The organism is Nonomuraea sp. NPDC052116 (genome assembly GCF_040680035.1).
Lineage (GTDB): Bacteria > Actinomycetota > Actinomycetes > Streptosporangiales > Streptosporangiaceae > Nonomuraea > Nonomuraea angiospora_A.
Genome location: NZ_JBFAWA010000005.1, coordinates 1 through 26,910, shown reverse-complemented (window position 1 = coordinate 26,910; position 26,910 = coordinate 1). Strand labels below are relative to the sequence as shown.

Below are 26,910 nucleotides of genomic sequence, written 5' to 3'. Positions count from 1 at the left end.
CCCTACAGCCGCCCGGCCGCCTTCAGCGCCAGGTACGCGTCCGCGAGCGCGGGGGCGATGTCCTCCGGGGGCGCGTCCACGACCTCCACCCCGTGCCGCCGCAGCCGGGCCGTGATGCGCCGGCGTTCGAGCTGGGCGTGCTCGGCCGCCGCCGCGTCGTACACCTCCTCGGCCGACGCCCGGCGTCCCGCCATGGCCGCCACCCGGGGGTCCGACACCCCGGCCACCAGCACCAGGTGGCGCGAGGAGAGCTGGGAGAGCACCGGCATGAGCCCTTCGTCCAGGGCCGCCCCGTTGAGGTCGGTGAGCAGCACGACCAGGCAGCGCCGCTTGGCCCGCGACAGGACGGCCGCGACCATGCCCTGCGAGTCGGCCTCGATCAGCTCCGCCTCGATCGGCGCCATCACGTTGACCAGCGACGACAGCAGCTCGGTGCGCGACGCCCCGCTCACCCAGGCGCGCACCGCCCGGTCGTAGGCGAGGAAGTCGACCTGGTCACCGGCCCTGGCGGCCAGCGCGGCCAGCAGCAGCGCGGCGTCCATCGACCAGTCGAGCCGGGGCCAGCCGGGCGCCGGCCGCGGATCCGGCCGTACGAGCAGCCCGGCGCCGCCCGCGGCGGCCCCGGTCATGGGGATGGGCGCGTCGCCCACCCGGCCCGCCGAGGTGCGGCCGGTGTCGAGCACGATCAGCACGCGGCGGTCGCGTTCCGGGCGCCAGGTGCGTACGACCACGTCGTGGCGGCGCGCCGTGGCCCGCCAGTCGATGGAGCGCACGTCGTCGCCCACCACGTACTCCCGCAGCGAGTCGAACTCCGTCCCCTGCCCGCGCACCAGCGCCGGGTGCTGGCCGTCCAGCTCGCGGAGCCGGGCCAGCCGGGACGGCAGGTGCTTGCGCGACAGGAACGGCGGCAGCACGCGTACCGACCACGGCGCCTGGTGGCTGCCCTGGCGGGCGGCCAGGCCCAGCGGCCCGACCGAGCGCACCGTGACCGCCACGGACGAGCGGTCGCCGCGCCTGGTCGGGGCGAGCGTCACGACGATCTTGCGGCGCTCGCCCTTGGGCACGTTCAGGTCGGCGACGCGCGGCGTGGCGCCCGCCGACGGCGGCCAGGCGTCCCTGAGCGCGCCGCGCACCCGCCGGGGGCCCGGGTTCTCGACGATCAGCTCGACCGTGGCCCGCTGGCCGAGCCGTACGAGCGTGTCGCCGGAACGGTGGAACCTCAGCGGGCGCACCGCGCCGGCGAACACCAGGTCCACCACGATCGCGGCGGCCAGCAGCAGGCAGACCCCGGCCAGCGCGGCCCCGGGCTGCGGCGCCAGCAGCACCACGACGATCCCGATCGCCGCGACCAGGCCGGCACGTCCCGTGAGAGCCATCAGCGCGGGACCGGTACGGAGGCCAGGATGCCGTCGAGCAGGCCGTCGGCGGTCGCGCCCTCCAGCTCGGCCTCCGGCCGGAGCTGGATCCGGTGCCGCAGCGCGGGCCTGGCCAGCGCCTTGACGTCGTCAGGAGTCACGTACGGGCGCCCGGACAGCCACGCCCACGCCCGCGAGGCCGCCAGCAGCGCCGTGGCGCCACGTGGTGAGACGCCGAGCTGCAGCGACGGCGAGTTTCTGGTGGCGCGGGCCACGTCCACGATGTAGCCGAGCACCTCGGGCGCCACGTGCACCTTCGAGACCGCCTCCCGCCCGGCCGCCATGTCGTCGGCCGTGGCGACGGGCTTGACCTCGCTCAGGTCGCGCGGGTCGAAGCCGCGGGCGTGCCGTTCGAGCACGGAGATCTCCTGCTCGCGCGGCGGCAGCGGCACGGTCAGCTTGAGCAGGAACCGGTCGAGCTGGGCCTCGGGGAGCTGGTAGGTGCCCTCGTACTCGACGGGGTTCTGCGTCGCGCACACCACGAACGGGTCGGGCAGCGGCCGCGCCGCGCCCTCGACGCTGACCTGCCGCTCCTCCATCGCCTCCAGCAGCGCGGCCTGGGTCTTCGGCGGGGTGCGGTTGATCTCGTCGGCGAGCAGCAGGTTCGTGAACACCGGGCCCTCGCGGAACTCGAACTCCGCGGTCTTCGCGTCATAGATCAGCGAGCCGGTCACGTCACCCGGCATCAGGTCCGGCGTGAACTGCACCCGTTTGAAGTCAAGGGACAGGGCGGCCGACAACGTGCGCACCATCAACGTCTTGGCCACGCCGGGCACGCCTTCGAGCAGCACGTGCCCCCTGCACAGCAGCGCGATGACCAGCCCCGTCACCACCGCGTCCTGGCCGACCACGGCCTTGGACACCTCGGCGCGCAGCGCGCCCAGCGCCTCCCTGGCCGAGTCGCCCGAGCTCGGGACGCGGAACGTCTCCTCAGAGTTCACTGACCTGCCTTTCGATGAAGTCCAAATATCCGGCCAACCCGACGAGCCCGGCGTCGTCCACCGGCGGTGGCCCGTAGAGCGCCGCGCCGACCTGGTGGGCGTCCTGGCCGGTGCGGGCGGCGAGCGCCGCGACGACCTCGTTCGGCCCGGCCCCCGATCCGAGCCCCAGCCTGGGCGTGAGCCGGTCGATCGTGCCCTCGCGCAGCGACTCCGCGGCCCGCTGCCGCGCGCGCCTGGCCCGGTAGAGCCTGCCGCGGCCCTCGACGGTCTCGGCCGCGCGCACGATGACCGGCAGCTTCTCCGTCACCACGGGGCCCAGCCGCCTGCCCCGCCAGAACGCCGTGAGAGCCAGGGCGATGAGGGACATGTAGACGGTCCAGCGGATGCTCTCGGGCATGAGGTCGTACATCGACTTGCCCCGCTCGCCCGGCAGCTCGGCGACGGGTGGCGGGGTCGCGGGGCGGACCAGCCAGGTCACGGGCCTGCCGGTGCCGATCAGGTTGAGCGCGAGCGCGGCGTTGCCGTCCTCGGCCAGGCGCTGGTTGGTCATGAAGCCGCCGTCGCCGACGACCGTGGTCACGCCGCCCGCCTGCGGGAAGCTGACCAGCGTGTATCCGTCGCCGGCCGGGTAGCAGCCGGTGGCCCCGGTGGGGCCGCGGAAGACGGCGCCGCCCAGGTAGGCGCTGCCCGCGGCCCGGGCGGCGGGCAGCGAGCACTCGGGCTCGCGCGAGCGCGTGCGCGCCGGGGCCGGCTCGCTGCGCACGCCGGGGGCGAGGGCGTCGAGACCGGGGAGGTCGCCGACGATCAGCCGGTCGCCCTGGATCTGGGTCAGGCTGTATTCGTCGAAGTACGACATGTCGGTGATCAGCAGCAGCCGGTTGCCGGTCGTGGCCTTGGCGGCGGCGGCTTCCACGGAGTCGACCCGGTCCACCGTGACGCCCCGTGACCTGAGCACCTCGGCCAGCGCCTTGGAGCCCGCCAGAGTGGTGTCGTCGGGGTCCAGGGCCCGCGACGGGCCCCGCTCCGGGCCGAACAGGACGCCCGCGACCGCGATGAGCACGACGATGAGGCCGAGCAGGACGATGATCCGGCTGCCGCGCCAGGTGGAGCGCGCCGTGGGCGAGGTCGAGTAGGACGCGCCGTCGGCGGGGCGCGTGAGGACGCTCATGCGCTCCCGCCCGTCCCGGGCCGCTCGCCGGGGGTCGCGCCGACCGGGGTCCAGGCCGTGGCCGCCGCGCCGGCCCCGACCGGGACCGGGCGGGCCTGGCGGAGCTGCTCGTCCAGGTCGGCCATCTCCTCGTACGCCTCCCGCGTGCCCGCCACACCGCCGTACGTCACGTCGTCGAACGACCGGGCGGCCGCCGCCAGCCTCGTGGCGAAGCCGGGCAGCGAGAGTGCCGCCTCACTGGTCAGCTCGTCGGCCGTGCGCCCCGGCATGCCGTCGACGAGCGCGCGTTCCTCCAGGTCACGGGCGATGGCGCGGAGCCGTTCCTGGACGGCCTCGGTCCAGCGCTGCTCGGCGGCCAGCCCGGCGGCCGCCGTCCGGTGCTCGGCCGCCGTCATCACCCGCTCCCCGAACAGCCCGCCCACGGTGAGCGCGTTCTTGCGGCTGGCCTTGCGGAGCTGCCACGAGATCAGCACGATCAGCGCGAGGATGACCAGCACGATGATCACGGAGGCGATGACCCCTCCGGCGGCGCCCCCGCCCGCGGCCGTGTCCACCAGGTCGCCGAGGAACTGCATGACCCGCCGGTAGATCAGGTCGAGCAGGGACTCCTTCTCGTATGCAGGCTTGAGGAGCTCCTCCGCGGCCCGGCGCGCGGCCTCCTCCCTGTCGATCGGGCTCACGGCCTGGCGGAGTTGGAGGGGTGCCAGAGCTCGTCCGCGGAGGAGTGCACCCATCCCTGGCGCTGCTGCTCGATGGCCGCCGTCTGCAGCACGAGGTCGAACGCCTCGCTGCGCATGCGCCGGTCGGCGTAGAGCAGGCCGGCGACCCCGGCCTGGAACGGATAGGTGAGCATCGATCCGAGCGTGCCGCCGAGCGCGATGAGCACGGCCGACACGACGGTGGTGGCCACCGAGCCCGCGCCGAACATGCCGAACAGCGTGCCCGCCAGCGTGAAGGGCACCGACAGGACGCCCGCCACGAGCCCGACCAGCAGGGACGTGAGCAGCAGGATGCCGAAGACGCGCCAGAAGTCGCCGGTCACCAGGTGCCACGAGCGCCGCATGGCCTCGATCGCCCCCCTGCCCTCCAGCACCACGATGGGCGAGGCGAAGGCGAAGCGGGTCGTGAAGAACAGGTAGTAGCCGAGGTAGGCGATCATGAACAGGAAGGTCAGGCCGAGGACCACGCCTGCTCCGCCGGAGGAGACGTTCATCGCGACCACCACGATGAGCAGCACCATCACGACCAGCGGCACCAGCATGATGACGGCCATCAGCGCCACGACGCCGAACAGCGCGGGCACCCTGCCCTTGACGAGCTGCCACGCCTCCCCGGCGGTGATGCTGCCGCCGAAGACGGCCCGGCCGAGGATCCTGGTCAGCACGCCGGTCAGCAGCGTGACCACGACGAACTGGACCATGTACGAGACGAGCGTGCCGCCGTACTGGGCGGCGACGCCGTACACGCTGGTGAGCTGGTCGGAGGAGGTGTACGCGCTCTCGGGATCGGTGAACGCGCCGCTCATGGTGTCGAGCACGAACGCCTGGCCGACGGCCACGGGCACGGAGGCGAGCAGGGCGGCGACGGCCGACAGGCCGAGCACGGCCTTCGGGTTGGACCGGATCAGCTTGATCGTGCCGTCGAGGATGTCACCGAGGCCCAGGGGGCGCAGCGGGATGATGCCCGGCCTCAGCGCCGGTGGTGGCGGCGCGTAGCCGTGACCGGGCTGAGGATGCGGATAGGGCGGATAGGGTGTTTGGGGCCCGGGTCCCAGTGGCTGTTGTTGCTGAAGGGGCTCCCCGTACGGCTGCCCGTAGGGCATCTGCTGTGGCGCGCCTGGCGCGGTCCACGGGGAGGCCGGCGGGGCGCTGTAGGGCGGGGGCTGTTCGGCCGACCAGCCTGATGGCGTCTCGGGCGGGGGACCGTGACCGTCTGACATATCCCAATCCTGGCATGCTGAACGGGGCATTGGTGTCGCTGAGCGCATTCGCCGTCTCCTCCTTGCCGTATTCGACGGAGAATCCGGTCGAGGTTCACGTCCAGGGGATGGCAGAAAGTTGCTCTGTTACCGCAGACTTGAGATTGCGGTCGCGGGGGGCGGACCTAAAATTCGCCTTTTGCATGGCTCATGTCACACTCATGGGCTCACCAAGGGTAACCTTCAGCGATCGTGCGGGTATGTCCCACAATGCGTAGAACGAATGAGGGGCCATGAAAGGTCGCGTGCTGGTCGTCGATGACGACGCCGCTCTCGCCGAGATGCTGGGGATCGTCCTGCGAGGGGAAGGCTTCGAGCCGTCTTTTGTCTCCGACGGCGACAAGGCCCTCGATGCGTTCCGGGATACACGCCCGGATCTGGTCCTGCTCGACCTGATGCTGCCGGGGGCGGACGGCATCGACGTCGCGCGCAGGATCAGGGCCGAGTCGGGGGTTCCGATCGTCATGCTCACGGCCAAGAGCGACACGATCGACGTCGTTCTCGGGCTGGAGTCGGGGGCCGACGACTACATCGTCAAGCCGTTCAAGCCGAAGGAGCTCGTGGCCCGGGTGCGGGCGCGGCTCCGCCGCACCGATGAGCCGACCCCCGAGATCCTCCAGATCGGCGACATCACCATCGACGTGGCCGGGCACTCGGTCAAGCGGGGCGAGGAGACGATCAACCTCACGCCGCTGGAGTTCGACCTGCTGGTCGCGCTGGCCCGCAAGCCGCGCCAGGTGTTCACCCGGGAGGTCCTGCTCGAGCAGGTCTGGGGCTACCGGCACGCGGCCGACACGCGGCTGGTCAACGTGCACGTCCAGCGGCTCAGGGCCAAGATCGAGAAGGACCCCGAGCACCCCGAGATCGTGGTGACGGTCCGCGGCGTCGGCTACAAAGCCGGCCCCGCCTAGTCCACGTCCCGACCTGCCGTGCCCCCGGCGAAGAAAAAGCGTTTCCGCCGACGGACATTCCGCCAGATTCTCGGCGGCGTTCGCCGGCGGGTGCGCCGTGCGGCAGGCAGGACACGGAGCGTGTGGCGGCGCTCGCTCCAGCTCCAGGTGGTCACCAGCACGCTGGTGATCTCCGTGATCGTGGTGGTCGTGCTGGGCACGTTCCTGTCCGAGCAGATCAACCGGTCGGTCGTGCAGAGCAGCCAGCGCTCCTCCGCCAGCGAGGCCTTCGCCGACCGCCTCCAGATCGCCGACGCGCTGGCGCCCGAGACCGACGACCCGACCAAGCCCGCCGACGGCGGCAAGAAGGGCTCGGCCAACCCGCTCGACGACGTCATGGACATCGTCACCGGATCGGGTGAGAACGGCTCCAAGAAGCGCTACGACGTGCTGATACTCAACCAGGCGATCCCCGGCCAGTCGCGGGCGTCCGGGGGAGTCGTGCCGTCCAACGTGCCGGAGAGCCTGCGGCACAACGTGCAGAAGAAGACCGTCGGGTCCATCGAGAAGATCAAGTTCGCCGGCGAGAGCCAGCCCAGGCTCACGTACGTGGTCGGCGGCACCGTGCACGTGCCCTCCAGCGGCCAGAACTACGAGGTCTACCACTTCTTCCCGTTCACGGACGAAGAGGAGCTGCTGTCCAACGTCCGGCTGGCCATCGTCGTGGTCGGCCTCGGGCTCGTGCTGCTGCTCGCCGCCATCGCGTACCTGGTCGCCCGCCAGGTCGTCACTCCCGTACGGCTGGCGCGCCAGGCCGCCGAGCGCCTGGCCTCCGGCAAACTGGACGAACGGCTCAAGGTTCGCGGCGAGGACGACCTGGCCCGCCTGGCGAACTCGTTCAACGAGATGGCCGCCAACCTGGCGCTGAAGATCCACCAGCTGGAGGAGCTCTCGCAGGTCCAGCGGCAGTTCGTCTCCGACGTCTCCCACGAGCTGCGCACGCCGCTGACGACCGTGCGCATGGCCGCCGACCTGCTCTACGACGCCCGCGAGGACTTCGACCCGATGGCCTCCCGCTCGGCGGAGCTCATGCAGGCCCAGCTCGAACGGTTCGAGTCCATGCTGGCCGACCTGCTGGAGATCAGCCGCTACGACGCCGGCGCCGCCACGCTCGACCTCGACCCCGTGGACGTGCGCGACGTGGTGCTGCGGGCCATCGCCGACTCCGAGGCGCTGGCCGAGCGGCACACGACCCGCTTCGAGCTCCGGCTGCCGAACGAGCCGTGCATGGCCGAGATCGACAACCGCAGGGTCGAGCGGATCCTGCGCAACCTGCTGTTCAACGCCATCGAGCACGGCGAGGGCAGGGACATCGTGGTCACCGTCGGCGCCGACCGGGACGCGGTCGCGGTCGCCGTGCGCGACCACGGGATCGGGCTGAAGGGCGGCGAGGACACGATGGTGTTCGACCGGTTCTGGCGGGCCGACCCGTCGCGGGCGCGGACGATCGGCGGCACCGGGCTCGGGCTGGCGATCTCGCGCGAGGACGCCACGCTGCACGGCGGCTGGCTGCAGGCGTGGGGACAGCCGGGGGAGGGCTCGCAGTTCAGGCTGACGCTGCCGAGGACGGCCGGGGCCGATCTGAAGGGCTCGCCGCTGTCGCTGGTGCCGCCGGAGATCGAGATGCGGCGTACGTGGCGCACGGCCATGACGCCGGTGCTGCTGCCGGCCTCGGCGGACGGGGCCGACCATGACGACGACTAGGCGGGTGACCGGGCGGCGTGAGCGGGTGTGGCGGCTCGGCGCGGTGTTCGTGATCGGGGTCGCCGTGGTCTGCGCGGGCTCCGGCTGCACCGTGATCCCCGTGACCGGTCCCCTCACCGTCAACGAGGCCGGCAGCGGCGACCCGCTGAGCAAGCCGTTCCACCGCATGATCGCCTTCCCGCCCGACAAGACCTGGAACGAGGAGCAGACGATCAGGGGTCTGCAGGCGGCCATGGCGGCCTACGCCGACGACCCGACCATCCTGCCCCAGTACCTGACCCAGGAGGCGCGGGCGAAGTGGAGCGCCTCGGGGCCGGTGACGGTCGTCGACGACGCGTTCGAGGTCGTGCCTCCCACCGAGCGCGAGGCGACGGAGCCGGTGGAGAAGGTCACGGTCAAGGGCCGGTGGGTGGCGCGCATCAAGGAGGACGACTCGTACGCCCCCACCGCCGGCCCCTGGGTGGACTCCTTCGAGCTGGTGAAGGCCGAAGGCGGCGGTTACCTGGTCAAGAGCCTGCCCAACGGGCTGCTGCTCACCGACTCCGACGTGAGCCGCGCGTACCGGGCCACGAACCTCTACTACCTGAACGGCAACAGCCCGAACACGCTGGTCGTGGACCGCGTGCGCCTGCGGCTGAAGCCGACGGAGACGTACGCGCAGACCATCCTGCAGCGCCTGCTCAAGAGCCCCACCTCGGCCCTGCAGGGGGCGGTGACGACGAGCTTCCCGCTCGACACCAAGGTCGAGTCGATCAGGTCCGGCGAGGACCGTGTGGTGATCAACCTCTCCGGCCCCCTCGACACCCTTGACCTGGGCGCCGAGGACTCCCTGCGGGCCCAGATCAGGTACAGCCTGAACAAGAACGAGATCGCCAAGGGCCGCGTCATCGAGATCCAGGTGAACGGGGAGTCCTACTCCATCGACCGGCCCGACTCCGACGACGACTGGCTGGACGCCACCAGCGACGCCGCGTACTACATCAGCAAGGGCGCGGTCCACTACATGAGCAAGGACGGGCCCGCGGGCAGCGTGCCGGGTCCGGCGGGGCAGGAGCGCGACGGCTTCCACGGCTTCGCCCTGTCCAAGGACGGTGGGTACGTCGCCGCGCAGACCTCCACCGGCATCTCGGTGGCGGCGTTGACGCAGTCGGGGCGCTGGCAGGAGGTCATCCAGGGCACTCTGACCCCGCCCACGTGGCACCGGGACGGGTCCCTGTGGACCTACGACCAGACGAACGCCGCCCTGCTCCGGTACGACCCGCTCAGCGGGAAGGGACCCCAGCGGATCTCCGCGCCCAAGCTGACCGGGCTGGACGTCACCCGGCTCAGGATCGCCAGGGACGGCGTGCGGGTGGCGGTCACCACCGGTCAGAACACGGTCCAGATCGGCGCGCTCACGGGCGGGGCCGCGGGGATGATGCTGGGCAACTTCCAGGCCCTGACCACCACCGAGGGGGGAAACAAGATCCTCGACGTGGCCTGGGAGGATGACGAGCACCTGCTGGTGCTGGTGGAGGGCCAGGCGGGGCAGGTGCTCAACGAGATCAACGTGGGGGACGGGGAGATCGAGGGAGTGCCACTGAAGGAGCCGCTCGCGGCGGTGGCCGCGGTGAACGACCGCGTGCTGGCGGAGGCGAAGACGGCCAAGGGCAACCAGATCATGGAGCTCGGCCAGGACCGGCAGTCCTGGACCACCAAGATCGAATCCGGCGCCAGCACCCCGCTCTTCCCCCTGGGCTAGCTGTACTGGCGACGGACGGAAATTGTCGGTCGCGGGCGGCATCCTGGCACGCGTGCTGACCGCCGTGCTCGACCTCGTCCTCCCGCAGTCCTGCGCCGGGTGCGCCGCCGGAGGGGCGCGGTGGTGCGCAAGCTGTCAGGCCGAGCTCGTCGGCGCGCCCGCCAGGCGGTTGCCCGAGCCCGTGCCGGACGGCCTGCCCGACTGCTGGTCGGCGGCACCGTATGAGGGCGCGGTGCGCAGGGCGGTCGTGGCGTACAAGGAGCGGGGCGCGGTGGCGTTGGCGGAGGCGCTGGCGGAGGCCGTGGCGTTCACCGTCGTGACGGCGGTCAACGGCGCGAAGGCACCCTGGGCAGGCGGGCGGTTCGCGGTGGTGCCGGTGCCGAGCGCGCGGCGGACGCGCCGGCACCGCGGCCACGACCCGGTCGGGCGGCTGGCGGTGCTGGCCGCGGGCCGGCTGCGGGCGTGGGGCCTGCGGGCCGAGGCCTGGCCGGCGCTGGTACAGGCGCGGCGGGTGGCCGACCAGGCGGGGCTGAGTTCCGCCGAGAGGAGCTCCAACCTCGCGGGGTCACTCCAGGTGCGGCGGGCCGCGAAAGGCCCTCCAGCGGCCTGTGCGGTGCTCCTGGACGACATCGTCACGACCGGGGCCACCCTCGTGGAGGCCGCCAGGGCGCTGAGCTCGGCGGGGGTGCGAGTGCCGCTGGCCGCGACCGTGGCCGCGACACGCCGAAGATCTTGAAAAGGATTACGGTTACAGTGCGTAAAGAAAGATCCACATCGCTATCCTCACCACGAGGCCACATGTCACTTCCCCCAAGGGTGCGGCAGGGCTGCTCAGTGGGCGGGAGCTCCATCCTCATAAGGGTTGCCGATCGGTTAAATAGGGCATTTGGGAGAGCATGGGGACCTCGGGAAAATCACGGTACGTGATCCTTTGGCCGATCCTCCGGCTGACATTCGCGCAGGATGCGGATAGCGTTCTGACATGGCACCCGTTCGGGTCCGTGGTTGCGCAGGGTCGGGGTCCCCGACTCTGCTAGCCGATGCCAGCCGCAGGCAAAACGGTCCACGTAAGGCGACTCTTTGTCGACCGATCACGGTGCGGCTTAGGGGTAAGTCCTGCCTTCCCGAGGGTCCAGATGTCCCTCGCCAGAAGAGAAGGGCGGTAGTGGCAACAGAGCTGCGAAACCCTCAGCAGGCGGATGTGGGGTCGAAGACCAGGTCGGCCGGACGGGTGCCAACCGAGTTCCCGGTGACGCAGAGTCGGAAGAGGGTAACGGTGACAGAAAGGCAGACAGCAGACCCCGTCCGACAGGCACGTCGTCGGGCGCTCTTGCTCAGTCGCTAGACCGAAGGGGGGCTGTTGCATGGACATCATCGTCAAGGGCCGGCACACAGGTGTGAGTGATCGGTTCCGTGACCAAGTGACGACCAAGCTGGCCAGGATCGAACGTCTGGACAACAAACTCATCCGAGTTGATGTGGAGGTGTCGAAAGAACGCAATCCGCGCCTCGCTGACCAGCGCGAGCGCGTCGAGCTCACCATTCACTCTCGAGGACCGGCCATCCGCGCCGAAGCCTCGGCCGACGACCGATTCGCAGCCCTCGACATGGCCCTCGACAAGCTGGAAGGCCGCCTCAGGCGGCTGGCCGACCGGCGCAAGGTCCACCACGGCAACCACTGCCCGCCCTCTGTGGCGGAGATCACCGCGGCACTCCCCGACGTCGCGGACCTGACCCCGCCGGAGGCCACCGCCCCCGCCGAGGCCGAAGAGGACGAGCAGGTTCAGCGCGACCAGCGCTACGACGACATCGTCCCGATCGAGATGGACGGCGAAGGGCCGCTCATCGTCCGAGAGAAGTTCCACAAAGCGGAACCCATGACCATCGACCAGGCCCTCCTCGAGATGGAGCTGGTCGGGCACGACTTCTACCTGTTCCGTGACAAGGAGAGCGGCCAGCCGTGCGTGGTCTACAACAGACGCGGCTACAACTACGGCGTGTTGCGGCTCGTAGAGCCATGATCGCGCGCTAAAAGATCTTCTCGACCACCCGAGAACCGCGGCTCCCATGCCATCATTGCGGTTCAACGGCTCTGGCCCCCCGACGAGGAGGAGACGTGAGCGAGCTCAGTCAGGTTCAGATGAGCGAGCGAAGCGAAGCGAAGGCTGTCGCGAGGCGGATCAAGGAGGCCTCGTGACCGAGTCCGGCGAGGTCCGTACCTCAGCGACCGAGCCGATCCGCGTGCTGATCGTTGACGATCACGAGCTGATCCGGCGGAGCCTGGCTCTCGCTCTGGCCGCTGAGCCCGACATCGAGGTGGTCGGCGAAGCGAGTGACGGGCAGGAGGCGGTCGAATTGGCCAACCGCCTCATGCCCGACATCGCGCTCATGGACGTGCGTATGCCACGGCAGGACGGGATCGAGGCCACGAAGGGCATCAAGGCCTCGGTCCCGAGCACGCGCGTCATCATGCTGACGGTGAGCGACGAGGAAGAAGACCTCTTCGAGGCCATCAAGGCCGGCGCCACCGGTTATCTGCTCAAGGATGTCCAGATCAACGACGTGCCGGCCGCGGTGCGCGGCGTGCACGAGGGCCAGTCCTTAATCAACCCGGCGATGGCCGCCAAGCTCATCAGCGAATTCCAGAGCATGAGCCGCAAGGAGTCCGAGCGCCCTCCCCAGCTCCCCGTCCCCCGCCTGACCGATCGCGAGATGGAGGTCCTGCGGCTGGTGGCCAAGGGGATGAACAACCGCGAGATCGCCAAGCAGCTGTTCATCTCCGAGAACACCGTGAAGAACCACGTACGCAACATCCTCGACAAGCTGCAACTGCACTCGAGGATGGAGGCCGTGGTGTACGCGGTGCGGGAACGCATGCTGGAGATCACCTAGCCGTCCATGCGGGGAGCCTCACCCGGTTCTCACCTGGACGGCTCAGGGGCACCATCGCCGCCCGCGAGGCCGCGCGTCGCCCCGGGCTCCGCCTGGGCGGCCAGGGGCAGGTAGCCATCGCTGCCCGCGAGTCCGTCTTGCTCCCGCCCCCACCTGGGAGGCCTGGAGGCAAGCACCCGCCACCGCCGCCCGCGAGCCGTCTCACTCCCGCCCCACCTGGGCGGCCTGGAGATAGGCAGCCACCCGCGCTCGCCACCGATACCCGCCTGCCTGGCGCCGTTGTGCTGGGGGCTATCGGGCGGTGGCGGCGGCGTTCAGGATCGGGACGAGCTCGGGCGGATCGGCGTGCTCGACCCGTACGGAATCGCAGCCTACCCACTCCGCCGCAGACCACAGGGCGTCCGTCAGGGCGTCGGCCCACCGGGCGGGCGACAGGCCCGGCTCCAGGTGGAGCTGCCGGATCACCAGCGTGCTGCCCTCACGGGCCGGGTCGACGCGGCCGATCAGCCGGCCGCCCGCCAGCACGGGCATCGTGAAGTAGCCGTGGACCCGTTTGTGCTTGGGGACGTACAGCTCGAGCGTGTACTGGAAGCCGAAGACGCGCTCGGTGCGGCCGCGGTGCCAGATGAGGGAGTCGAACGGCGACAGCAGCGTCGTGCGGTGACGCCCGCGCGGCTCGGACTCCAGCGCCGCCGGGTCCGCCCAGGCGTTGGGGGAGCCCTTCTTGCCCGGCCAGCCCGAGACCGTCACGGGCACCAGGCCCGCCGCGCCGCTGCGCAGAGCCGCGTCGAGCATGGCGGCGTACTCGCCCTTCAGGCGCAGGAAGTCGATGAGGTCGGTCCTGTTGGCCACGCCCAGGGACCGGCCCGCCACGGCGGCCAGGCGTACGACGCACTCCTCGTCGGAGAGATCATCGGCCAGGAGCTCCGCGGGGACCACGCGCTCGGCCAGGTCGTAGACGCGCCGCCAGCCGACGCGGCGGCTGCAGACCAGCTCACCGATGTCGAGCAGCCACTCCAGGCCGATCTTGGAGTCGGACCAGTCCCACCACGGGCCGCCGTTCTTGGCCCCGCCGACGTCCGAGGTCGTCAGCGGGCCCTGCTCGCGTACCTGCTCGAGCAGCTTGTCCACCCCGTCGGGGACCTCGTGCCAGCGGTAGCGCCGCTTACGGTACGCCCGGCGCCGGAACGAGTAGAGGGGCCAGTGCTCGACGGGCAGGATGCAGGCGGCGTGGCACCAGTATTCGAAGCTCTGGGCAGGGTTGTGCCAGTAGGCCCGTTCGATGTTGGTCCGTCCCACCGCGCCCAGGCGGGCGTAGGCGACCAGCTCGTGGGAACGGGCGAGCACCGAGATCGTGTCGAGCTGCACGGCGCCCAGCCTGCGCAGCATCGCGTGCGCCCCGCCCTTGCGCGCGTCGGCGCCGATCATGCCCTGGGAACGGAGGATGATCCGGCGCGCCTCGTCGAGGGTCAGGTCGGTGGTGCCGGTCATGGCTGCGATTGCGTATGGCGATGCATGCGAGCAATGTAGCGACGGCCACCGACAAAACATCCCCGCCCGCCCCAACCCCCTGGGCACACCACCCGCCATCCGCGCCCGGCCCACGCCTCGCCAACGCCTGCGGCCTCGCCAACGCCGACCGCCCCCGCCGATGCCTCCCGCGCCGATGTGTTCCGCGCCCGCCTGACGCCTTGTCGACGTCACCCGCGCCCGTCGGCCAGTGGAGGTCGCCCATCGCCCGCTAGCTTGCACCGCCCACACCTGGCCTGCCACCAGCCAACGTCCGGACTACAGCCAGCCAATGTCCGGACTGCCGCCAGCCCACGCCAAGCGCGCCCGGCTCGCCGCCCACTGGCGCCACCCTCGCCCGGCTGGCCGCTCGTCAATATCGCCCGGTCCTCGACCGTCGGCGCCACCACGTCCGGTCGGCGTCACGGCGTCCGGTCGGCGTTATGGCGTCCGGTTGGCGTCACGACGCCACCGCGTCCGGTCTGCCGCCGTCAACGCCAGCCGCCTTGCCTCGCCCGTACCGATCGTGCCCGCCGATACCCGACTGTGCCCGCCGATGCCATCTGAGCGCGGCCGAGTGGCAGGCGACGGCGCCCATAGCGGGCCCAGGGGTCCTCCAGCGCCGCCTGGGGCTGTACGCCCGCGTACGCAACCCCTCATCCCCGCCCGACACGCGCGGCGGGCTCGTCGTTACGGGGATTGTGCTCGCCTATTACGAAAGGCCGCGGCCGACGCCATCGAGGTGCTCGCGGGCGGTGTGGGAGAACCGGTCACCGGCGGCGCACAGAGTGTGGGAGATGGGAGATGGTGGGGCACCCGTGGGTGGGTGCCCCACCCGGTGAAGCGTGCGTCAGCGGTGATCTTCAGCGTGCATGCCCACGCGGGGCGCGTCGATCACGACGTCGGTGAAGATATCGAAGACAAGAGCCAGGACGCCGCCCACGACGAACACTCCGGCGCCGATCCAGACGAGCGTCCAGTTGGCGGCCGTGAGGCCGAAGCCGGCCACCACCGTGCCCACCAGCATCACCGTCACCGCCAGCCACGATGACGCCCGCCCGGCGTGGCTGCCGAGATTCTCCGGATGCGCCGACTTCTTCCCCTCAACCATGATTAATCCTTCCTTTGCCGGTTATCGCGCTTATTGGTGCGAGCCGGCTCTCAACCGGCATACCCTCTGCCTTGACCCATTCTCCCAGATGGGTGTTGCGCCCTCGTCGTCACGGTGGCTGTGTCTGGTTGCGGAACCGCCTACGATGGCAACGGGGAAGTTTGTCTCGGCCTCTCCTCCTGGCGGCGCCGCCGGGGTAGACCTGCGAGGAGCTTTACATAAAGTGGCAGCCATTCTCGACAAGATCCTACGTGCCGGCGAAGGTAAGATCCTGCGCAAGCTCAAGCGGATCGCAGACCAGGTCAACTCCATCGAGGACGACTTCACGAGCCTGTCCGACGCGGAGTTGCGTGCGCTGACGGATGAGTTCAAGCAGCGCCATGCAGACGGTGAAACGCTCGACGATCTGCTTCCCGAGGCGTTCGCGACCGTGCGCGAGGCGGCCCGCCGCGTGCTCGGCCAGCGGCCCTACGACGTGCAGATCATGGGCGGCGCCAACCTCCATCTGGGCAACATCTCGGAGATGAAGACCGGTGAGGGCAAGACCCTCACCTGTACGCTTCCGGCGTACCTCAACGCCATCTCCGGCAAGGGCGTCCACGTCATCACGGTCAACGACTATCTGGCCAAGCGTGACGCCGAGACCATGGGTCGCATCCACCGGTTCCTCGGCCTCGAGGTCGGCTGCATCATCGCCGGCCAGCAGCCAGACGAGCGGCGCAAGCAGTACGAGGCCGACATCACGTACGGCACCAACAACGAGTTCGGCTTCGACTACCTGCGCGACAACATGGCGTGGTCGCTCGAGGAGTGCGCGCAGCGCGGCCACAACTTCGCGATCGTCGACGAGGTCGACTCCATCCTGATCGACGAGGCCCGTACGCCGCTGATCATCTCCGGCCCCGGCGAGCAGTCGGGCAAGTGGTACCAGGAGTTCGCCAAGATCGTGCCCCGCCTGCGCAGGGGCGTCGAGGCGAAGAACCCTGGCGAGGAGAGCACCGGCGACTACATCGTCGACGAGAAGAAGCGCACGGTCGGCATCCTGGAGGCCGGTGTCGAGAAGGTCGAGGACTGGCTCGGCATCGACAACCTCTACAAGCCCGAGCACACCCACCTCGTCGGCTTCCTGAACAACGCGCTCAAGGCCAAGGAGCTGTTCAAGAAGGACAAGGACTACATCGTCGCCGACGGCGAGGTCCTGATCGTCGACGAGTTCACCGGCCGCATCCTGCACGGGCGCCGCTACAACGAGGGCATGCACCAGGCCATCGAGGCCAAGGAGAGCGTGAAGATCAAGGACGAGAACCAGACTCTCGCCACGGTCACCCTGCAGAACTACTTCCGCCTCTACACCAAGCTGAGCGGAATGACCGGTACGGCCGCCACCGAGGCCAACGAGTTCCACCAGACGTACAAGCTGGGTGTCGTCCCGATCCCGACCAACCGGCCGATGGTCCGCAAGGACCAGGCGGACGTGGTCTACAAGACCGAGGACGCCAAGTTCGACGCGGTCGTCCAGGACATCAAGGAGCGCTTCGAGGCCGGGCAGCCGGTGCTCGTCGGCACGACCTCGGTGGCGAAGTCCGAGCGGCTGTCCAAGGCGCTCAAGCGCCGCGGCGTGCAGCACGAGGTGCTCAACGCGAAGAACCACGCGCGTGAGGCGTCGATCATCGCCGAGGCCGGGCGTAAGGGCGCGGTCACCGTCGCCACCAACATGGCCGGCCGAGGCACCGACATCATGCTCGGCGGCAACTCCGAGTTCCGCGCCGACCTCGAGCTGCGCCAGCGCGGCCTCGACCCGGTCGAGACGCCGGAGGAGTACGAGAAGGCCTACCCCGAGGCGCTGGAGAAGGCCAGGGCGGCGGTCAAGGCCGAGCACGACGAGGTCACCTCGCTCGGCGGCCTCTACGTTCTCGGCACCGAGCGCCACGAGTCGCGCCGCATCGACAACCAGCTCCGCGGCCGTTCCGGCCGTCAGGGCGACCCCGGTGAGTCGCGGTTCTACCTGTCGCTCGGCGACGACCTCATGCGCCTGTTCAACTCGGCCAGGGTCGAGATGATCATGACCAGGCTGCAGATCCCCGACGACCAGCCGATCGAGTCGGGCATCGTCTCCAAGGCCATCGCCTCCGCCCAGCACCAGGTCGAGCAGCAGAACTTCGAGATCCGCAAGGAAGTTCTGAAGTACGACGAGGTCATGGACCGCCAGCGCAAGGTCATCTACGCCGAGCGCCACCGCGTGCTGGAGGGCGCCGACCTGCACGAGCAGGTGCGCGGCTTCGTCGGCGAGGTGATCGACGGCTACGTGCAGGGCGCCACGTCCGAGGGCTTCGCCGAGGAGTGGGATCTCGACAAGCTGTGGAAGGCGTTCGGGGAGCTCTATCCGATCTCGATCAGGATCGAGGACCTCGTCGAGGAGGCCGGCTCTCGCGAAGAGCTGTCCGCCGAGTTCATCTCCGAGAAGGTCAAGGCCGACGCGCTCGAGGCGTACGCCAGGCGCGAGGAGGAGTTCGGCCCCGAGACCACGCGCGACCTGGAGCGCCGCGTGATCCTCTCGGTCCTCGACCGGAAGTGGCGCGAGCACCTGTACGAGATGGACTACCTGCGCGAGGGCATCGGCATGCGGGCCTACGCGCAGAAGGACCCCAAGATCGAGTACGCCCGCGAGGGCTTCGAGATGTTCGCCGCGATGCTCGAGGGCATCAAGGAGGACTCGGTCGGGTTCCTGTTCAACCTCGAGGTGGAGGTGCAGGAAAACCCGATCGTCGAGGAGGAGGACGCGGTCATCGCGGAGACCCGCTCGATCATCGCGCGCGGGCTGCGCGGGCCTGAGCGTCCGGCCGAGCTCGAATACTCCGCGCCCGGCGAGCAGGGCGAGGTCGAGCACACCCGCGTCCGCACCACTTCGGCGGAGCGGGCCGCGTACGGAAACGTGGAGCGCAACGCGCCCTGCCCGTGTGGGTCGGGCAAGAAGTACAAGCGCTGCCACGGCGACCCCAAGAACGCGGCCTGACGCTTCTTTTTGAGACCCCCACCTCGTGTGGGGGTCTCTTTTTTTCTGCCGGGTTTTTTCTGGGCTCTTTAAATGCCTTTTTCTACGCCGTCTCGAAGTCCGTGCAGAGCCATTGGGCGCCTCTCCGTTCGAGCCGTATCGCCAGGACGCGGTTGCGGTCGCCGCAGTGCACCAGCATGCACATCTCCACGGCGCCGTCCCTGGGCTCCTTGACGTGCACGCTGCCGGCGAACGGGGGGCGGCTGGTCCTGATCATCTGGCCTGCCTGGACCAGCTCTCGGTAGGCGCGAGCTGTGAGCTTGTCGGCCACGGTCTCCGGCGGGCGGCGGCCCGCGAGCACCTCTGCCAGCGCCTGGCCGAGGTGGCGCAGCTTGCGCTCATCGGGGATGGATCCCGGCGGGCCCCATACGAGGGGGTGGGGGTCCAGGGCCAGGGTGCCGTGGATTTCCGGGGGTGCGATTTCCGATGTCGGCTGCTCTTCGTCGTAGGGGGGTTCGGGGGTGGGGGTGACGCCGATGCGGGGGGTTGTTGACACGCATCCTCCAAATTCTTGGACGAAGAAAGAATCGTTATAAGGAGTTTTCGGTCTTGGCTAGGAATACAAATGCCGCCAACTTCTCCTGGGGGTGGCTGGGTTTGTCTGTCTTTGATGGAGAAGAATTTTGGAAGTTGGATCCCCTTGGGGTGGGGGTGGGTGGCTATTCCGGACGTGATTGGCTGGGTTGCGGGCGCCCTAAACCATTTTGGGCATGCTTGTAGTGGGGTGGTGGTCGTCCCTTTTTTCTGGGCTCCCGCCGTTGATTGGCGCCGGGTGCGGTCGTGGGGCGTCTCGCCGACGCGGCGCTTTGGAGGGCCGGGCGGGGTGAGGGACGTGGGGCGGCGCTGTGGCGGGGTGGCCTGGGGCTTGTGGGGCTCGCCCGCGGGGTGTTTGGCCGGGGCGGTGCTTTGGGGGGCGGGTGTGGCGTGGGTTGGTGGGGCGGGTGTGTTCTGTGGGTGGGTGGTGCGGCCGTGGGCGGGGGGTTAGGTTTCGCCTGAGTCGAGGTCTGGTTCGGGTTCGCGGCCCGGGGTGAGGATGTTGAGTTTGCGGATGAGGAAGGTGAAGACGGCGTAGTAGATGACGCCGTAAATCACCCCCAATATCAGGATCCCGGGCAAATTCTGGGTGTTCGACTTGCTGGCGTTCAGGAGCATGTCGAGCAGGCCGGCGGAGAAGCCGAATCCCAGTTGTCCGCCGATCAAGGTGGTCAGGGCCATGGCCAGGCCGGTCAGGATGGCGTGCACCACCAGGAGCAGGGGGGCCACGAAGATGAAGGCGAACTCGATCGGCTCCGTGATCCCCGTGACGAACGACGCCAGGGCGGCCGAGAGCATGATGCCGCCCACCGTGGCGCGGCGGTGGGGTGGGGCGGCGCGCCACATGGCGAGGGCGGCGGCCGGCAGGGCGAACATCATGATGGGGAAGAAGCCGGCCATGAACTGGCCGGCGTGCGGGGCGCCGCCGAAGTAGCAGTTCCAGTCCCCGCCCAGCACCCGGCCGCCCACCTCGCACTGCGGCACCACGTACCAGACGACGGAGTTGACGAAGTGGTGCAGGCCGAGGGGGATGAGCAGGCGGTTGATGAGGCCGTAGATGCCGGTGCCGATCGGGCCGATGGCGGCCAGGGCCTCGCCGGCGTGGCGGATCCACTCGCCGATCACCGGCCAGAGCCAGCCGAAGACCACGCCGATGAGCAGGGCCACGATGGAGGTGATGATGGGGACGAATCGGCGACCGCCGAAGAAGGCCAGCCAGGACGGCAGCTTGATGCGGTGGAAGCGCTGCCAGAGGAGGGCGGCGACCAGGCCCATGACGATGCCGCCGAGGACCTTGGTCGGGTTCTGCATGCCGTAGTTGATGATCTCCTTGATGCCCTGGGCCTGGGCCTCCTTGATGAGGACGGTGTCGCGGATGTCGGAGCCGAAGAACATCACCTTGGTCACCCGGTCGAAGACCAGGTAGCCGACCACGGCGGCCAGGGCGGTGGAGCCGTCGGCCTTGCGGGCGAAGCCGATCGCCACTCCCACGGCGAACAGCAACGGCAGGTTCTCGAAGAGCGCCGCGCCGGCCGCGGCCAGCACCTCGGCGACCTGGTTCATCCAGGCGAACCCGGCCACGTCCGCCAGGCCGCCCGGCTCGGCGCCGTTGGAGCCGAGCATGTCGGGCTGGCCGAAGCGCAGCAGCAGGGCGGCGGCGGGCAGGGCGGCGATGGGCAGCATGAGGGAGCGGCCCAGCCGCTGGAGCACGGTCATCACGCGAGCGAACGGCGAAGGCCGGGCGGCGGTGGTCTCGTTCACCGGGCGTTCCTCCGAGCCGGGTGAGGCCTCAGCCCCGTCTTACGGGCATTTCCAGGATGGTGCGCAACTGGTAGCGATCCGCACGATACGTGGACACGCCCAGCTCCGCACAGACGCCGCCGGCGAACGACCTGCGCTGCAGCAGCAGCACGGCGCCGCCGCGCGGGAGCTTCAGCAGGTCCGCGTCGCTCGGGTCGGCTATGCCGCCGTCGATGGTGAGCTCGCCGGCGTCCATGACCAGGCCGTAGCGGCTCTCCAGCAGCTCATAAAGTGATTTATCCGACAAGTCGTGGGAACCCAGGTCGGGGGCGAGCTTGACCGGGATGTGCGCCCGTTCGATGGACAGGGGCTCCCCGTCGGCCATCCGCAGCCGCTCGATGAAGTGCACCTCCTCGCCCGGCTGGATCCCCAGCTCCTTGGCGAGGTGCGCGCTGGCCCGCACGATCCGGCGATCGAGGTCGCGCGAGCCCGGGATCATGCCCCGCGCCCTCATGTCGTCGGTGAACGACGTCAGCTGCAGCGCCAGCTCGATCTTGGGCCGGGCGACGAACGTCCCCTTGCCCGGCACCCGGTGCAGGCGGCCCTCGGACACGAGGTGGTCGACGGCCTGCCGTACGGTCATCCTGGACAGGCCGAAGCGCTGGCAGAGCTCGCGCTCGGACGGGATGGCCGCCCCGATGCTCAGCTCGTCGCTGTCGATGAGGTCCAACAGGATCTCGCGGAGCTGGAAATACTTGGGCACCGGGCTGTCCGGATCGATGTGCGCCACGGATCCTCCCCTCGATCGCGACCTTGGCAATGGGTTATGGTTCGTACTGGTCTAGTCCGGACTAGACCACATGTCGCGAAAGACGGTCAAGTCCGCGTCGCAGTCGATCAAGGAAAGAGCCCGAGATGACCACGAAGATGCGCAGCGAGATCGCCGAGCAGCCGGCCGCGCTGCGGGCCACCCTGGACTCCCTGCTGCCGAGGGTCGACGAGGTGAGAGCAGTGGGCGAGCAGACTCGCCAGCTGCTGTTCATCGCGCGCGGTACCTCTGACAATGCTGCAGTTTATGGGCGATACCTGGTCGAATCACACGCGGGCCGCCTGGCCGCGCTGGCCGCGCCCTCGATCGCCACGACGTACAAGCGCAAGCTTGACCTGGACGGGGTGCTGGCCGTCGCGATCTCGCAGTCGGGCCGCACTGAGGAGATCGTCGAGACGCTGGCCTGGGCCAAGGACTGCGGGGCCAGGACAGTCGGCATCACGAACGGCGGCGAGCAGAGCCCCCTCGCGCAGGCCGCCGACGTGGCCCTGTGCACGGTCGCCGGTGAGGAGAAGGCCGTTCCCGCGACCAAGACGTACACGACGCAGCTCGCGGCCCTGGCGGTGCTCGCGCTGGGCCTGGGCGCCGACGTGGACGCGGGGGACCTGCGGCGGGTGCCCGAGGCGGTGGAGAAGCTGATCACCGAGCCGGGCGACCTGGAGGCCGTGGTCGAGGGCCTGCTGGACAAGCCGGGCGTGGTCGTGTCCGGGCGTGGGCTGGCGTTCTCGACGGCCCTGGAGACGGCGCTGAAGCTCAAGGAGGCCTGCTACCTGCACGCCATGGGCCTGTCCTACGCCGACCTGCTGCACGGCCCCATCGCCGTGGTCGACGCCGACACGCCCGCGCTGCTGGTCGCCGCCGAGAACAGCCCGACCCTGTCCGGCACGGTCGCGCTGGCCGAGCGGGTGGTGGCCGCGGGCGCGGCGGCGTACACGATCGGTGGCGGCGACGCGCTCGCACGGGCGGGCACCGCCGCGCTGAACGGCCCCGACCTGCCCGAATGGGTGGCTCCGATGGGATTGATCGTGCCCGGTCAGCTGCTCACCGAGGCGCTGGCCCGCAGGCTCGGCATCGACCCCGACGCGCCGCGCGGGCTGAACAAGGTCACCCAGACCGACTGAAATAGCCTGGTCACAAGAGCTCTAGGGAGGGCCGGATGGCGGCTGACGCGAACGCGATCATCGCCGGTTTGGGCGGGGCCGACAACATCATCGAGATCGAGCCCTGCATCACCCGGTTGCGTACGGAGGTGCACGACGCGTCCAAGGTCGATCAGGCCGCCCTCAGGGCGGCGGGCGCGCACGGCGTGATGGCCGCGGGGAACGTGGTCCAGGTCGTCGTCGGGCCGGAGGCGGACACCATCGCCAGCGACATCGAGGACATCATCGGCTAAGGGCGAGACCATGACGACTGTTCTCGCCCCGGTTGAGGGGGCAGCTGTGGGGTTGGCCGCCGTGCCCGACCCGGTGTTCTCCGCCGGGCTGGTCGGGCCGGGGGCCGCGATCGACCCGCTGCGCGGGCCGGGCAAGGCCGTAGCCCCCATAGCTGGAAAAATCATGAAACTGCATCCGCACGCGTACGTCATCGTCGGAGACGACGGCAGAGGCGTCCTGGTGCACCTGGGCATCGACACGGTCCAGCTCAAAGGCCAGGGGTTCGAGCTCCTGGCCGCCGAGGGCGACCGCGTGAGCGCCGGTCAGCCCGTCGTGGCCTGGGACCCGGCGGTCGTCGAGGCGGGCGGCCGCTCGCCGGTCTGCCCGGTCGTCGCGCTCGACGCCCTCTCCGGGGCCGTGACCGAGGTCGCGGAGGGGGCGGTTCACGCGGGGGACGAGCTCTTCCGATGGGAATAGCTCCGGAACGAGCGTGTCCGCCGAGACGGCAGAATGTACACGCGCTATCGCACGAGGGTCCGGCTGGTCTGGACCGGCACCAGAAGGAGGAGTAATGGGTGAGCGCAAGGTCACCGTGGCGGCGGAAGTGGGGCTGCACGCCCGGCCCGCCGCGACGTTCGTCCAGCGGGCGAAGAAGGCCCCCATGGACATCACGGTGACGAAGTCCCACGGCAGCCAGCAGGTCAACGGCAAGAGCATCCTCGCGATCATGGCCCTGGACGTCAGGCAGGGCGAGACCGTCGTGATCAGCGCGGAGGGCGAGGGGTCGGAAGAGGTCCTCGACGAGCTGGCCGCGATCGCCGCGGCGCCATGAACCTGCGGGGGGTCGGGGTCAGCCCGGGCATCGGGCACGGCCCCGCGTACGTGCTGACCGTCTCCGTGCCCGAACCCCCCGAGGGCGCCACCTACACCGGTGAGGCGGATCAGGAGAAGGAGCGCGCGATGGCCGCGCTCACACAGGTCGCGGGAGAGTTGGAGGCCCGGGGGAACCAGGCGGGCGGCGAGGCCGAGGAGATCCTCAAGGCCCAGGCGCTGATGGCCGAGGATCCCGGGCTGGTCGTCAAGGTGCGAACGTTGATCGACCGCGGCCTGGCCGCCCCGAGGGCGGTTTTTGAAGCTTTCACGAAATATCGGCACGTACTGGCCGGGTCCGGGGGCTACCTGGGCGAGCGGGCCGCCGACCTCGACGACATCAGGGACCGCGTGATCGCGCTGCTCTACGGGCACGCCATGCAGGGGCTCCCGGTCGCGCCCGAGGAGCCGTACGTGCTGGTCGCCAGGGACCTCGCGCCCGCCGACACGGCGATGCTGCGCAAGGAGGACGTCGCCGCGTTCGTCACCCAGGAGGGCGGCCCCACCAGCCACACCGCGATCATGGCCAGGGCGATGGGCGTGCCCGCCGTCGTGGCCTGCCCGGGCGCGCTGGAGATCCCGCCGGGCGTCCGGGTGATGGCCGACGGCACGTCGGGAGACGTACGCGTCGAGCCGGCCGAGTCCGACGTGGCCGAGGCGGTCGGCGCGGACGCGGCGCGGCAGGCGGCGATCGCCGCGGCGAAAGGGCCGGGCAGGACCGCCGACGGGCACCCGGTTCCGCTGCTCGCCAACGTCGGCGGTCCCGCGGACCTCGACGACGCCGTCAACGCCGGGGCCGAGGGGATCGGGCTCTACCGCACCGAGTTCCTCTTCCTCGACAGGACCGGGCCGCCGTCCACGGAGGAGCAGCGGCGGGCCTACCGCGCGGCGCTGGAGGCGTTCCCCGGCGGCAAGGTGGTCGTGCGGACTCTGGACGTGGGCGCGGACAAGCCGCTGGCGTTCCTGCCCGGACCCGCCGAGCCGAACCCGGCGCTCGGTGAGCGGGGGCTGCGCAGGTTCAGGAGATTCCCCGACGTCATGGCGGCGCAGCTCGGCGCGCTCGCGGCCGTCGCCTCCGAGCGGCTCCAGGTGATGGCGCCGATGGTGGCCACGGCCGAGGAGGCCGCGTGGTTCGCGCAGGAGTGCCGGGCCAGGGGCCTGACGAACGTGGGCGCGATGGTCGAGATCCCGTCGGCCGCGCTGCGCGCCCGCGAGTTGCTCACCCGGGTGGACTTCGTCTCGATCGGCACCAACGACCTCGCCCAGTACGCCTACGCCGCGGACCGCCAGGTCGGCGCCGTGAGCGCGCTGCACGACCCGTGGCTGCCCGCGCTGCTGGACCTGGTCGCCATGACCGCGGCCGCCGCCGCGAGAGCGGGCAAGCCGTGCGGCGTCTGCGGCGAGTCGGCCGCCGACCCGGCGCTGGCCTGCGTGCTCGTCGGGCTCGGGGTCTCCTCGCTGTCGATGGGCGCCGCGGCGCTGCCCGCCGTACGCGCCGTGCTGGCCGCGCACACGCTCGAGCAGTGCGAGCGGGCCGCCGAGGCCGCGCGGGCGCAGACGACGGCGGCTCAGGCGCGTGCGGCGGCCCGTGTGCACCTGTCCGGGCTCACCCGGCTGGGGCTGTAACCGGGTCCACATCCGGCCGTCTTGGTAAAGGGACGGTCTGGTGTGGGTTGTCTCATGGATACCTTTGGAGGCATGCTTCGACGGATCGGTACGGCAGGCCTCCTCGCGATCGCTCTGACAGCCTGCGGCGCAGGCGGCAGCCCGGCGGGTGCGACCCCGACCGGAGGAGGCAAGGCCGCACCGCCCGCGCAGACCCCGCAGACGACGCCTCCGCAGACGACGCCGCAGAGCCCGCCGCAGGCGCGCCAGGGCGCCGTGGAGCGCGTCCTGGCGAAGATGAGCGTCGAGGAGAAGGTCGGCCAGCTCTTCATGCCCGTCCTGTACGGCACCGCGGCCGACACGGTGTCGGGCGAGAACCAGGCCAGGTACGGCGCCCAGACCCCGGCCAAGGTGATCGCGAAGTACCACCTCGGCGGCGTGATCCTCTTCCCGCACAACATCAAGGGCGTCGGCCAGGTCGTCGGCCTCACCAACGGCCTGCAGCGCGCGTCCGGGGACGTCCCGCTCCTGATCGGCACCGACCAGGAGAACGGCCTGGTGGCCAGGATGTCCGCGCTCATGACCGACTTCCCCGGAGCCGCCCAGATCGGCGCCACCAGGAACCCCGACCGGGCGCGGGCCGTGGCCAGGGCCACCGGCGAGGAGCTGCGCGCGCTCGGCGTCAACCTCGACTTCGCCCCGGTCGCCGATGTGAACGTGAACCCCAAGAACCCGGTCATCGGCCCCCGGGCCTACGGCAACGACCCGGCGCGGGTGGCGAAGATGGTCGCGGCGGCGGTCAAGGGGTTCGGCGAGGCGAAGGTGGCCGCCACCGCCAAGCACTTCCCCGGCCACGGCGACACCGACGTCGACAGCCACACCGGGCTGCCGGTGATCAAGCACACGAAGGCGCAGTGGGAGAAGATCGACGCGCCGCCGTTCAGGGCGGCGATCGAGGCGGGCGTGGACGCCGTGATGAGCGCCCACCTCGTCTTCCCCAAGCTCGACCCGTCGGGCGACCCGGCCACGCTGTCCAAGCCCATCCTGACCGGCCTGCTGCGGCAGAAGCTCGGCTTCAAGGGCGTGATCTCCACCGACGCGCTCAACATGGAGGGCGTGCGCAAGAAGTACAACGACGGGGAGATCGCGGTGCGGGCCGTGCTGGCCGGGGCCGACCTGCTGCTCATGCCGAACGACCTGCCGAAGGCCTACCAGGCGGTGATGGCGGCGGTGCGGTCGGGCCGGATCTCCAAGGAGCGGCTCGACCAGTCCGTCACCAGGCTGCTCACGCTCAAGCAGGCCAAGGGCTACCTGACCGAGGCCCCCGCCGCCGACGCGGAGAAGGCGGCCGGCGTGCTGCGCTCCGCGGCGCACCGCAAGCTGGCCGCCCAGGTCACGCGCTAGCTAGTGGCCCGTCACGCAACCTTGGCCGGGTAACTGGTCCAGCTTCGGATGGGCGAAGTGGCGGCGAAGCCGGTTTTCGGTTGGGCACGGGCGT

22 protein-coding genes and 1 pseudogene are annotated in these 26,910 nt (G+C 70.3%); 13 read left to right on the top strand and 10 right to left on the bottom strand.

Annotated features, from left to right (window positions below; translation table 11 throughout):
• Nucleotides 1-2: 2 nt before the first annotated feature.
• Genes AB0L65_RS10410 through AB0L65_RS10390 form a run of 5 tightly spaced genes read right to left on the bottom strand, consistent with a single transcriptional unit; the run spans nucleotide 3 to nucleotide 5,463 of the window.
• Nucleotides 3-1,376 carry a DUF58 domain-containing protein gene (locus tag AB0L65_RS10410; RefSeq protein WP_364242901.1) on the bottom strand — a complete coding sequence of 458 codons (1,374 nt, stop codon included), beginning with the start codon at nucleotides 1,374-1,376 and terminating at the stop codon, nucleotides 3-5.
• Nucleotides 1,376-2,356 carry a MoxR family ATPase gene (locus AB0L65_RS10405; protein WP_363962484.1) on the bottom strand — a complete coding sequence of 327 codons (981 nt, stop codon included), beginning with the start codon at nucleotides 2,354-2,356 and terminating at the stop codon, nucleotides 1,376-1,378. Before AB0L65_RS10405 ends, AB0L65_RS10410 begins: the two co-directional genes overlap by 1 nt.
• Nucleotides 2,346-3,524, bottom strand: coding sequence for a DUF4350 domain-containing protein (locus tag AB0L65_RS10400; RefSeq protein WP_364242898.1), 1,179 nt, complete (start codon nucleotides 3,522-3,524; stop codon nucleotides 2,346-2,348). Before AB0L65_RS10400 ends, AB0L65_RS10405 begins: the two co-directional genes overlap by 11 nt.
• Entirely contained in the window at nucleotides 3,521-4,204 is a 684-nt protein-coding gene (locus AB0L65_RS10395) for a DUF4129 domain-containing protein (protein WP_364242896.1), read from the bottom strand. Before AB0L65_RS10395 ends, AB0L65_RS10400 begins: the two co-directional genes overlap by 4 nt.
• Entirely contained in the window at nucleotides 4,201-5,463 is a 1,263-nt protein-coding gene (locus tag AB0L65_RS10390) for a glycerophosphoryl diester phosphodiesterase membrane domain-containing protein (protein ID WP_364242893.1), read from the bottom strand. The genes AB0L65_RS10395 and AB0L65_RS10390 overlap by 4 nt, the downstream gene beginning before the upstream one ends.
• A gap of 272 nt (nucleotides 5,464-5,735) precedes the next feature.
• Here AB0L65_RS10390 and mtrA point away from each other — a divergent pair, with 272 nt between their 5' ends.
• The 6 genes from mtrA to AB0L65_RS10360 all read left to right on the top strand — a co-directional run bounded on the left by mtrA (nucleotide 5,736) and on the right by AB0L65_RS10360 (nucleotide 12,789).
• On the top strand, nucleotides 5,736-6,413 hold the full coding sequence (mtrA, locus tag AB0L65_RS10385) for an MtrAB system response regulator MtrA (protein ID WP_043620615.1): 678 nt from the start codon (nucleotides 5,736-5,738) through the stop codon (nucleotides 6,411-6,413).
• 120 nt (nucleotides 6,414-6,533) lie between these two features.
• Nucleotides 6,534-8,156: an MtrAB system histidine kinase MtrB gene (gene mtrB, locus AB0L65_RS10380; RefSeq protein WP_364242890.1), complete on the top strand. Its 1,623-nt coding sequence runs from the start codon at nucleotides 6,534-6,536 to the stop codon at nucleotides 8,154-8,156.
• On the top strand, nucleotides 8,143-9,897 hold the full coding sequence (locus tag AB0L65_RS10375) for an LpqB family beta-propeller domain-containing protein (RefSeq protein WP_364242888.1): 1,755 nt from the start codon (nucleotides 8,143-8,145) through the stop codon (nucleotides 9,895-9,897). Before mtrB ends, AB0L65_RS10375 begins: the two co-directional genes overlap by 14 nt.
• A gap of 52 nt (nucleotides 9,898-9,949) precedes the next feature.
• Nucleotides 9,950-10,633 carry a ComF family protein gene (locus AB0L65_RS10370; RefSeq protein WP_364242885.1) on the top strand — a complete coding sequence of 228 codons (684 nt, stop codon included), beginning with the start codon at nucleotides 9,950-9,952 and terminating at the stop codon, nucleotides 10,631-10,633.
• A 628-nt stretch (nucleotides 10,634-11,261) separates the two neighbouring features.
• On the top strand, nucleotides 11,262-11,918 hold the full coding sequence (gene raiA, locus AB0L65_RS10365) for a ribosome-associated translation inhibitor RaiA (RefSeq protein WP_364242882.1): 657 nt from the start codon (nucleotides 11,262-11,264) through the stop codon (nucleotides 11,916-11,918).
• A gap of 172 nt (nucleotides 11,919-12,090) precedes the next feature.
• A complete protein-coding gene (locus AB0L65_RS10360; RefSeq protein WP_364242879.1) occupies nucleotides 12,091-12,789 on the top strand; it encodes a response regulator transcription factor in 699 nt (232 codons plus the stop codon).
• 291 nt (nucleotides 12,790-13,080) lie between these two features.
• Here AB0L65_RS10360 and AB0L65_RS10355 read toward each other — a convergent pair whose 3' ends face one another.
• Both AB0L65_RS10355 and AB0L65_RS10350 read right to left on the bottom strand, forming a co-directional pair.
• Entirely contained in the window at nucleotides 13,081-14,280 is a 1,200-nt protein-coding gene (locus AB0L65_RS10355; protein WP_364242876.1) for a crosslink repair DNA glycosylase YcaQ family protein, read from the bottom strand.
• Nucleotides 14,281-15,148: 868 nt separating this feature from the next.
• A complete protein-coding gene (locus tag AB0L65_RS10350; RefSeq protein ID WP_364242873.1) occupies nucleotides 15,149-15,409 on the bottom strand; it encodes an HGxxPAAW family protein in 261 nt (86 codons plus the stop codon).
• A 223-nt stretch (nucleotides 15,410-15,632) separates the two neighbouring features.
• On the opposite strand from AB0L65_RS10350, the gene secA reads away from it, so the two are divergent.
• Nucleotides 15,633-18,422 (top strand): preprotein translocase subunit SecA, encoded by a 2,790-nt coding sequence (gene secA, locus AB0L65_RS10345; protein WP_364242871.1) that lies wholly within the window; start codon nucleotides 15,633-15,635, stop codon nucleotides 18,420-18,422.
• Between the two features lie 82 nt (nucleotides 18,423-18,504).
• Here secA and AB0L65_RS10340 read toward each other — a convergent pair whose 3' ends face one another.
• From AB0L65_RS10340 to AB0L65_RS10330, 3 genes are all read right to left on the bottom strand, one after another.
• A complete protein-coding gene (locus tag AB0L65_RS10340) occupies nucleotides 18,505-18,957 on the bottom strand; it encodes an Rv3235 family protein (RefSeq protein WP_364242868.1) in 453 nt (150 codons plus the stop codon).
• A gap of 485 nt (nucleotides 18,958-19,442) precedes the next feature.
• The gene (locus AB0L65_RS10335; RefSeq protein ID WP_364242865.1) at nucleotides 19,443-20,756 is read right to left on the bottom strand and encodes a PTS transporter subunit EIIC; all 1,314 of its coding nucleotides are present in this window, start codon (nucleotides 20,754-20,756) and stop codon (nucleotides 19,443-19,445) included.
• A 28-nt stretch (nucleotides 20,757-20,784) separates the two neighbouring features.
• Nucleotides 20,785-21,525, bottom strand: a complete 741-nt coding sequence (locus AB0L65_RS10330; RefSeq protein WP_350728418.1) for a GntR family transcriptional regulator — start codon at nucleotides 21,523-21,525, stop codon at nucleotides 20,785-20,787.
• A 125-nt stretch (nucleotides 21,526-21,650) separates the two neighbouring features.
• On the opposite strand from AB0L65_RS10330, the gene AB0L65_RS10325 reads away from it, so the two are divergent.
• From AB0L65_RS10325 to AB0L65_RS10300, 6 genes and pseudogenes are all read left to right on the top strand, one after another.
• A complete protein-coding gene (locus AB0L65_RS10325; protein WP_364242862.1) occupies nucleotides 21,651-22,685 on the top strand; it encodes an SIS domain-containing protein in 1,035 nt (344 codons plus the stop codon).
• 32 nt (nucleotides 22,686-22,717) lie between these two features.
• A pseudogene (locus AB0L65_RS10320) lies at nucleotides 22,718-22,957 on the top strand (PTS glucose/sucrose transporter subunit IIB); the annotation flags it as partial.
• Nucleotides 22,958-22,967: 10 nt separating this feature from the next.
• Nucleotides 22,968-23,414, top strand: a complete 447-nt coding sequence (locus AB0L65_RS10315; RefSeq protein WP_192790233.1) for a PTS glucose transporter subunit IIA — start codon at nucleotides 22,968-22,970, stop codon at nucleotides 23,412-23,414.
• Between the two features lie 94 nt (nucleotides 23,415-23,508).
• Nucleotides 23,509-23,769 (top strand): HPr family phosphocarrier protein, encoded by a 261-nt coding sequence (locus tag AB0L65_RS10310; RefSeq protein ID WP_192790234.1) that lies wholly within the window; start codon nucleotides 23,509-23,511, stop codon nucleotides 23,767-23,769.
• Complete coding sequence (gene ptsP / locus AB0L65_RS10305; RefSeq protein ID WP_364242859.1) at nucleotides 23,766-25,433, top strand: phosphoenolpyruvate--protein phosphotransferase; 1,668 nt, start codon at nucleotides 23,766-23,768, stop codon at nucleotides 25,431-25,433. The genes AB0L65_RS10310 and ptsP overlap by 4 nt, the downstream gene beginning before the upstream one ends.
• Nucleotides 25,434-25,505: 72 nt before the next feature.
• The gene (locus tag AB0L65_RS10300) at nucleotides 25,506-26,816 is read left to right on the top strand and encodes a glycoside hydrolase family 3 protein (protein WP_364242856.1); all 1,311 of its coding nucleotides are present in this window, start codon (nucleotides 25,506-25,508) and stop codon (nucleotides 26,814-26,816) included.
• The last annotated feature ends 94 nt before the right edge of the window (nucleotides 26,817-26,910 follow it).

Bases quoted from the DNA above. Each gene is read 5' to 3' on its own strand.
- AB0L65_RS10315 (WP_192790233.1), top strand. From the start codon at position 22,968: ATGACGACTGTTCTCGCCCCGGTTGAGGGGGCAGCTGTGGGGTTGGCC.
- ptsP (WP_364242859.1), top strand. From the start codon at position 23,766: ATGAACCTGCGGGGGGTCGGGGTCAGCCCGGGCATCGGGCACGGCCCC.
- AB0L65_RS10325 (WP_364242862.1), top strand. From the start codon at position 21,651: ATGACCACGAAGATGCGCAGCGAGATCGCCGAGCAGCCGGCCGCGCTG.
- AB0L65_RS10310 (WP_192790234.1), top strand. From the start codon at position 23,509: ATGGGTGAGCGCAAGGTCACCGTGGCGGCGGAAGTGGGGCTGCACGCC.
- AB0L65_RS10390 (WP_364242893.1), bottom strand. From the start codon at position 5,463: ATGTCAGACGGTCACGGTCCCCCGCCCGAGACGCCATCAGGCTGGTCG.
- AB0L65_RS10400 (WP_364242898.1), bottom strand. From the start codon at position 3,524: ATGAGCGTCCTCACGCGCCCCGCCGACGGCGCGTCCTACTCGACCTCG.
- AB0L65_RS10355 (WP_364242876.1), bottom strand. From the start codon at position 14,280: ATGACCGGCACCACCGACCTGACCCTCGACGAGGCGCGCCGGATCATC.
- AB0L65_RS10410 (WP_364242901.1), bottom strand. From the start codon at position 1,376: ATGGCTCTCACGGGACGTGCCGGCCTGGTCGCGGCGATCGGGATCGTC.
- mtrA (WP_043620615.1), top strand. From the start codon at position 5,736: ATGAAAGGTCGCGTGCTGGTCGTCGATGACGACGCCGCTCTCGCCGAG.
- AB0L65_RS10375 (WP_364242888.1), top strand. From the start codon at position 8,143: ATGACGACGACTAGGCGGGTGACCGGGCGGCGTGAGCGGGTGTGGCGG.
- AB0L65_RS10350 (WP_364242873.1), bottom strand. From the start codon at position 15,409: ATGGTTGAGGGGAAGAAGTCGGCGCATCCGGAGAATCTCGGCAGCCAC.
- raiA (WP_364242882.1), top strand. From the start codon at position 11,262: ATGGACATCATCGTCAAGGGCCGGCACACAGGTGTGAGTGATCGGTTC.
- AB0L65_RS10300 (WP_364242856.1), top strand. From the start codon at position 25,506: ATGCTTCGACGGATCGGTACGGCAGGCCTCCTCGCGATCGCTCTGACA.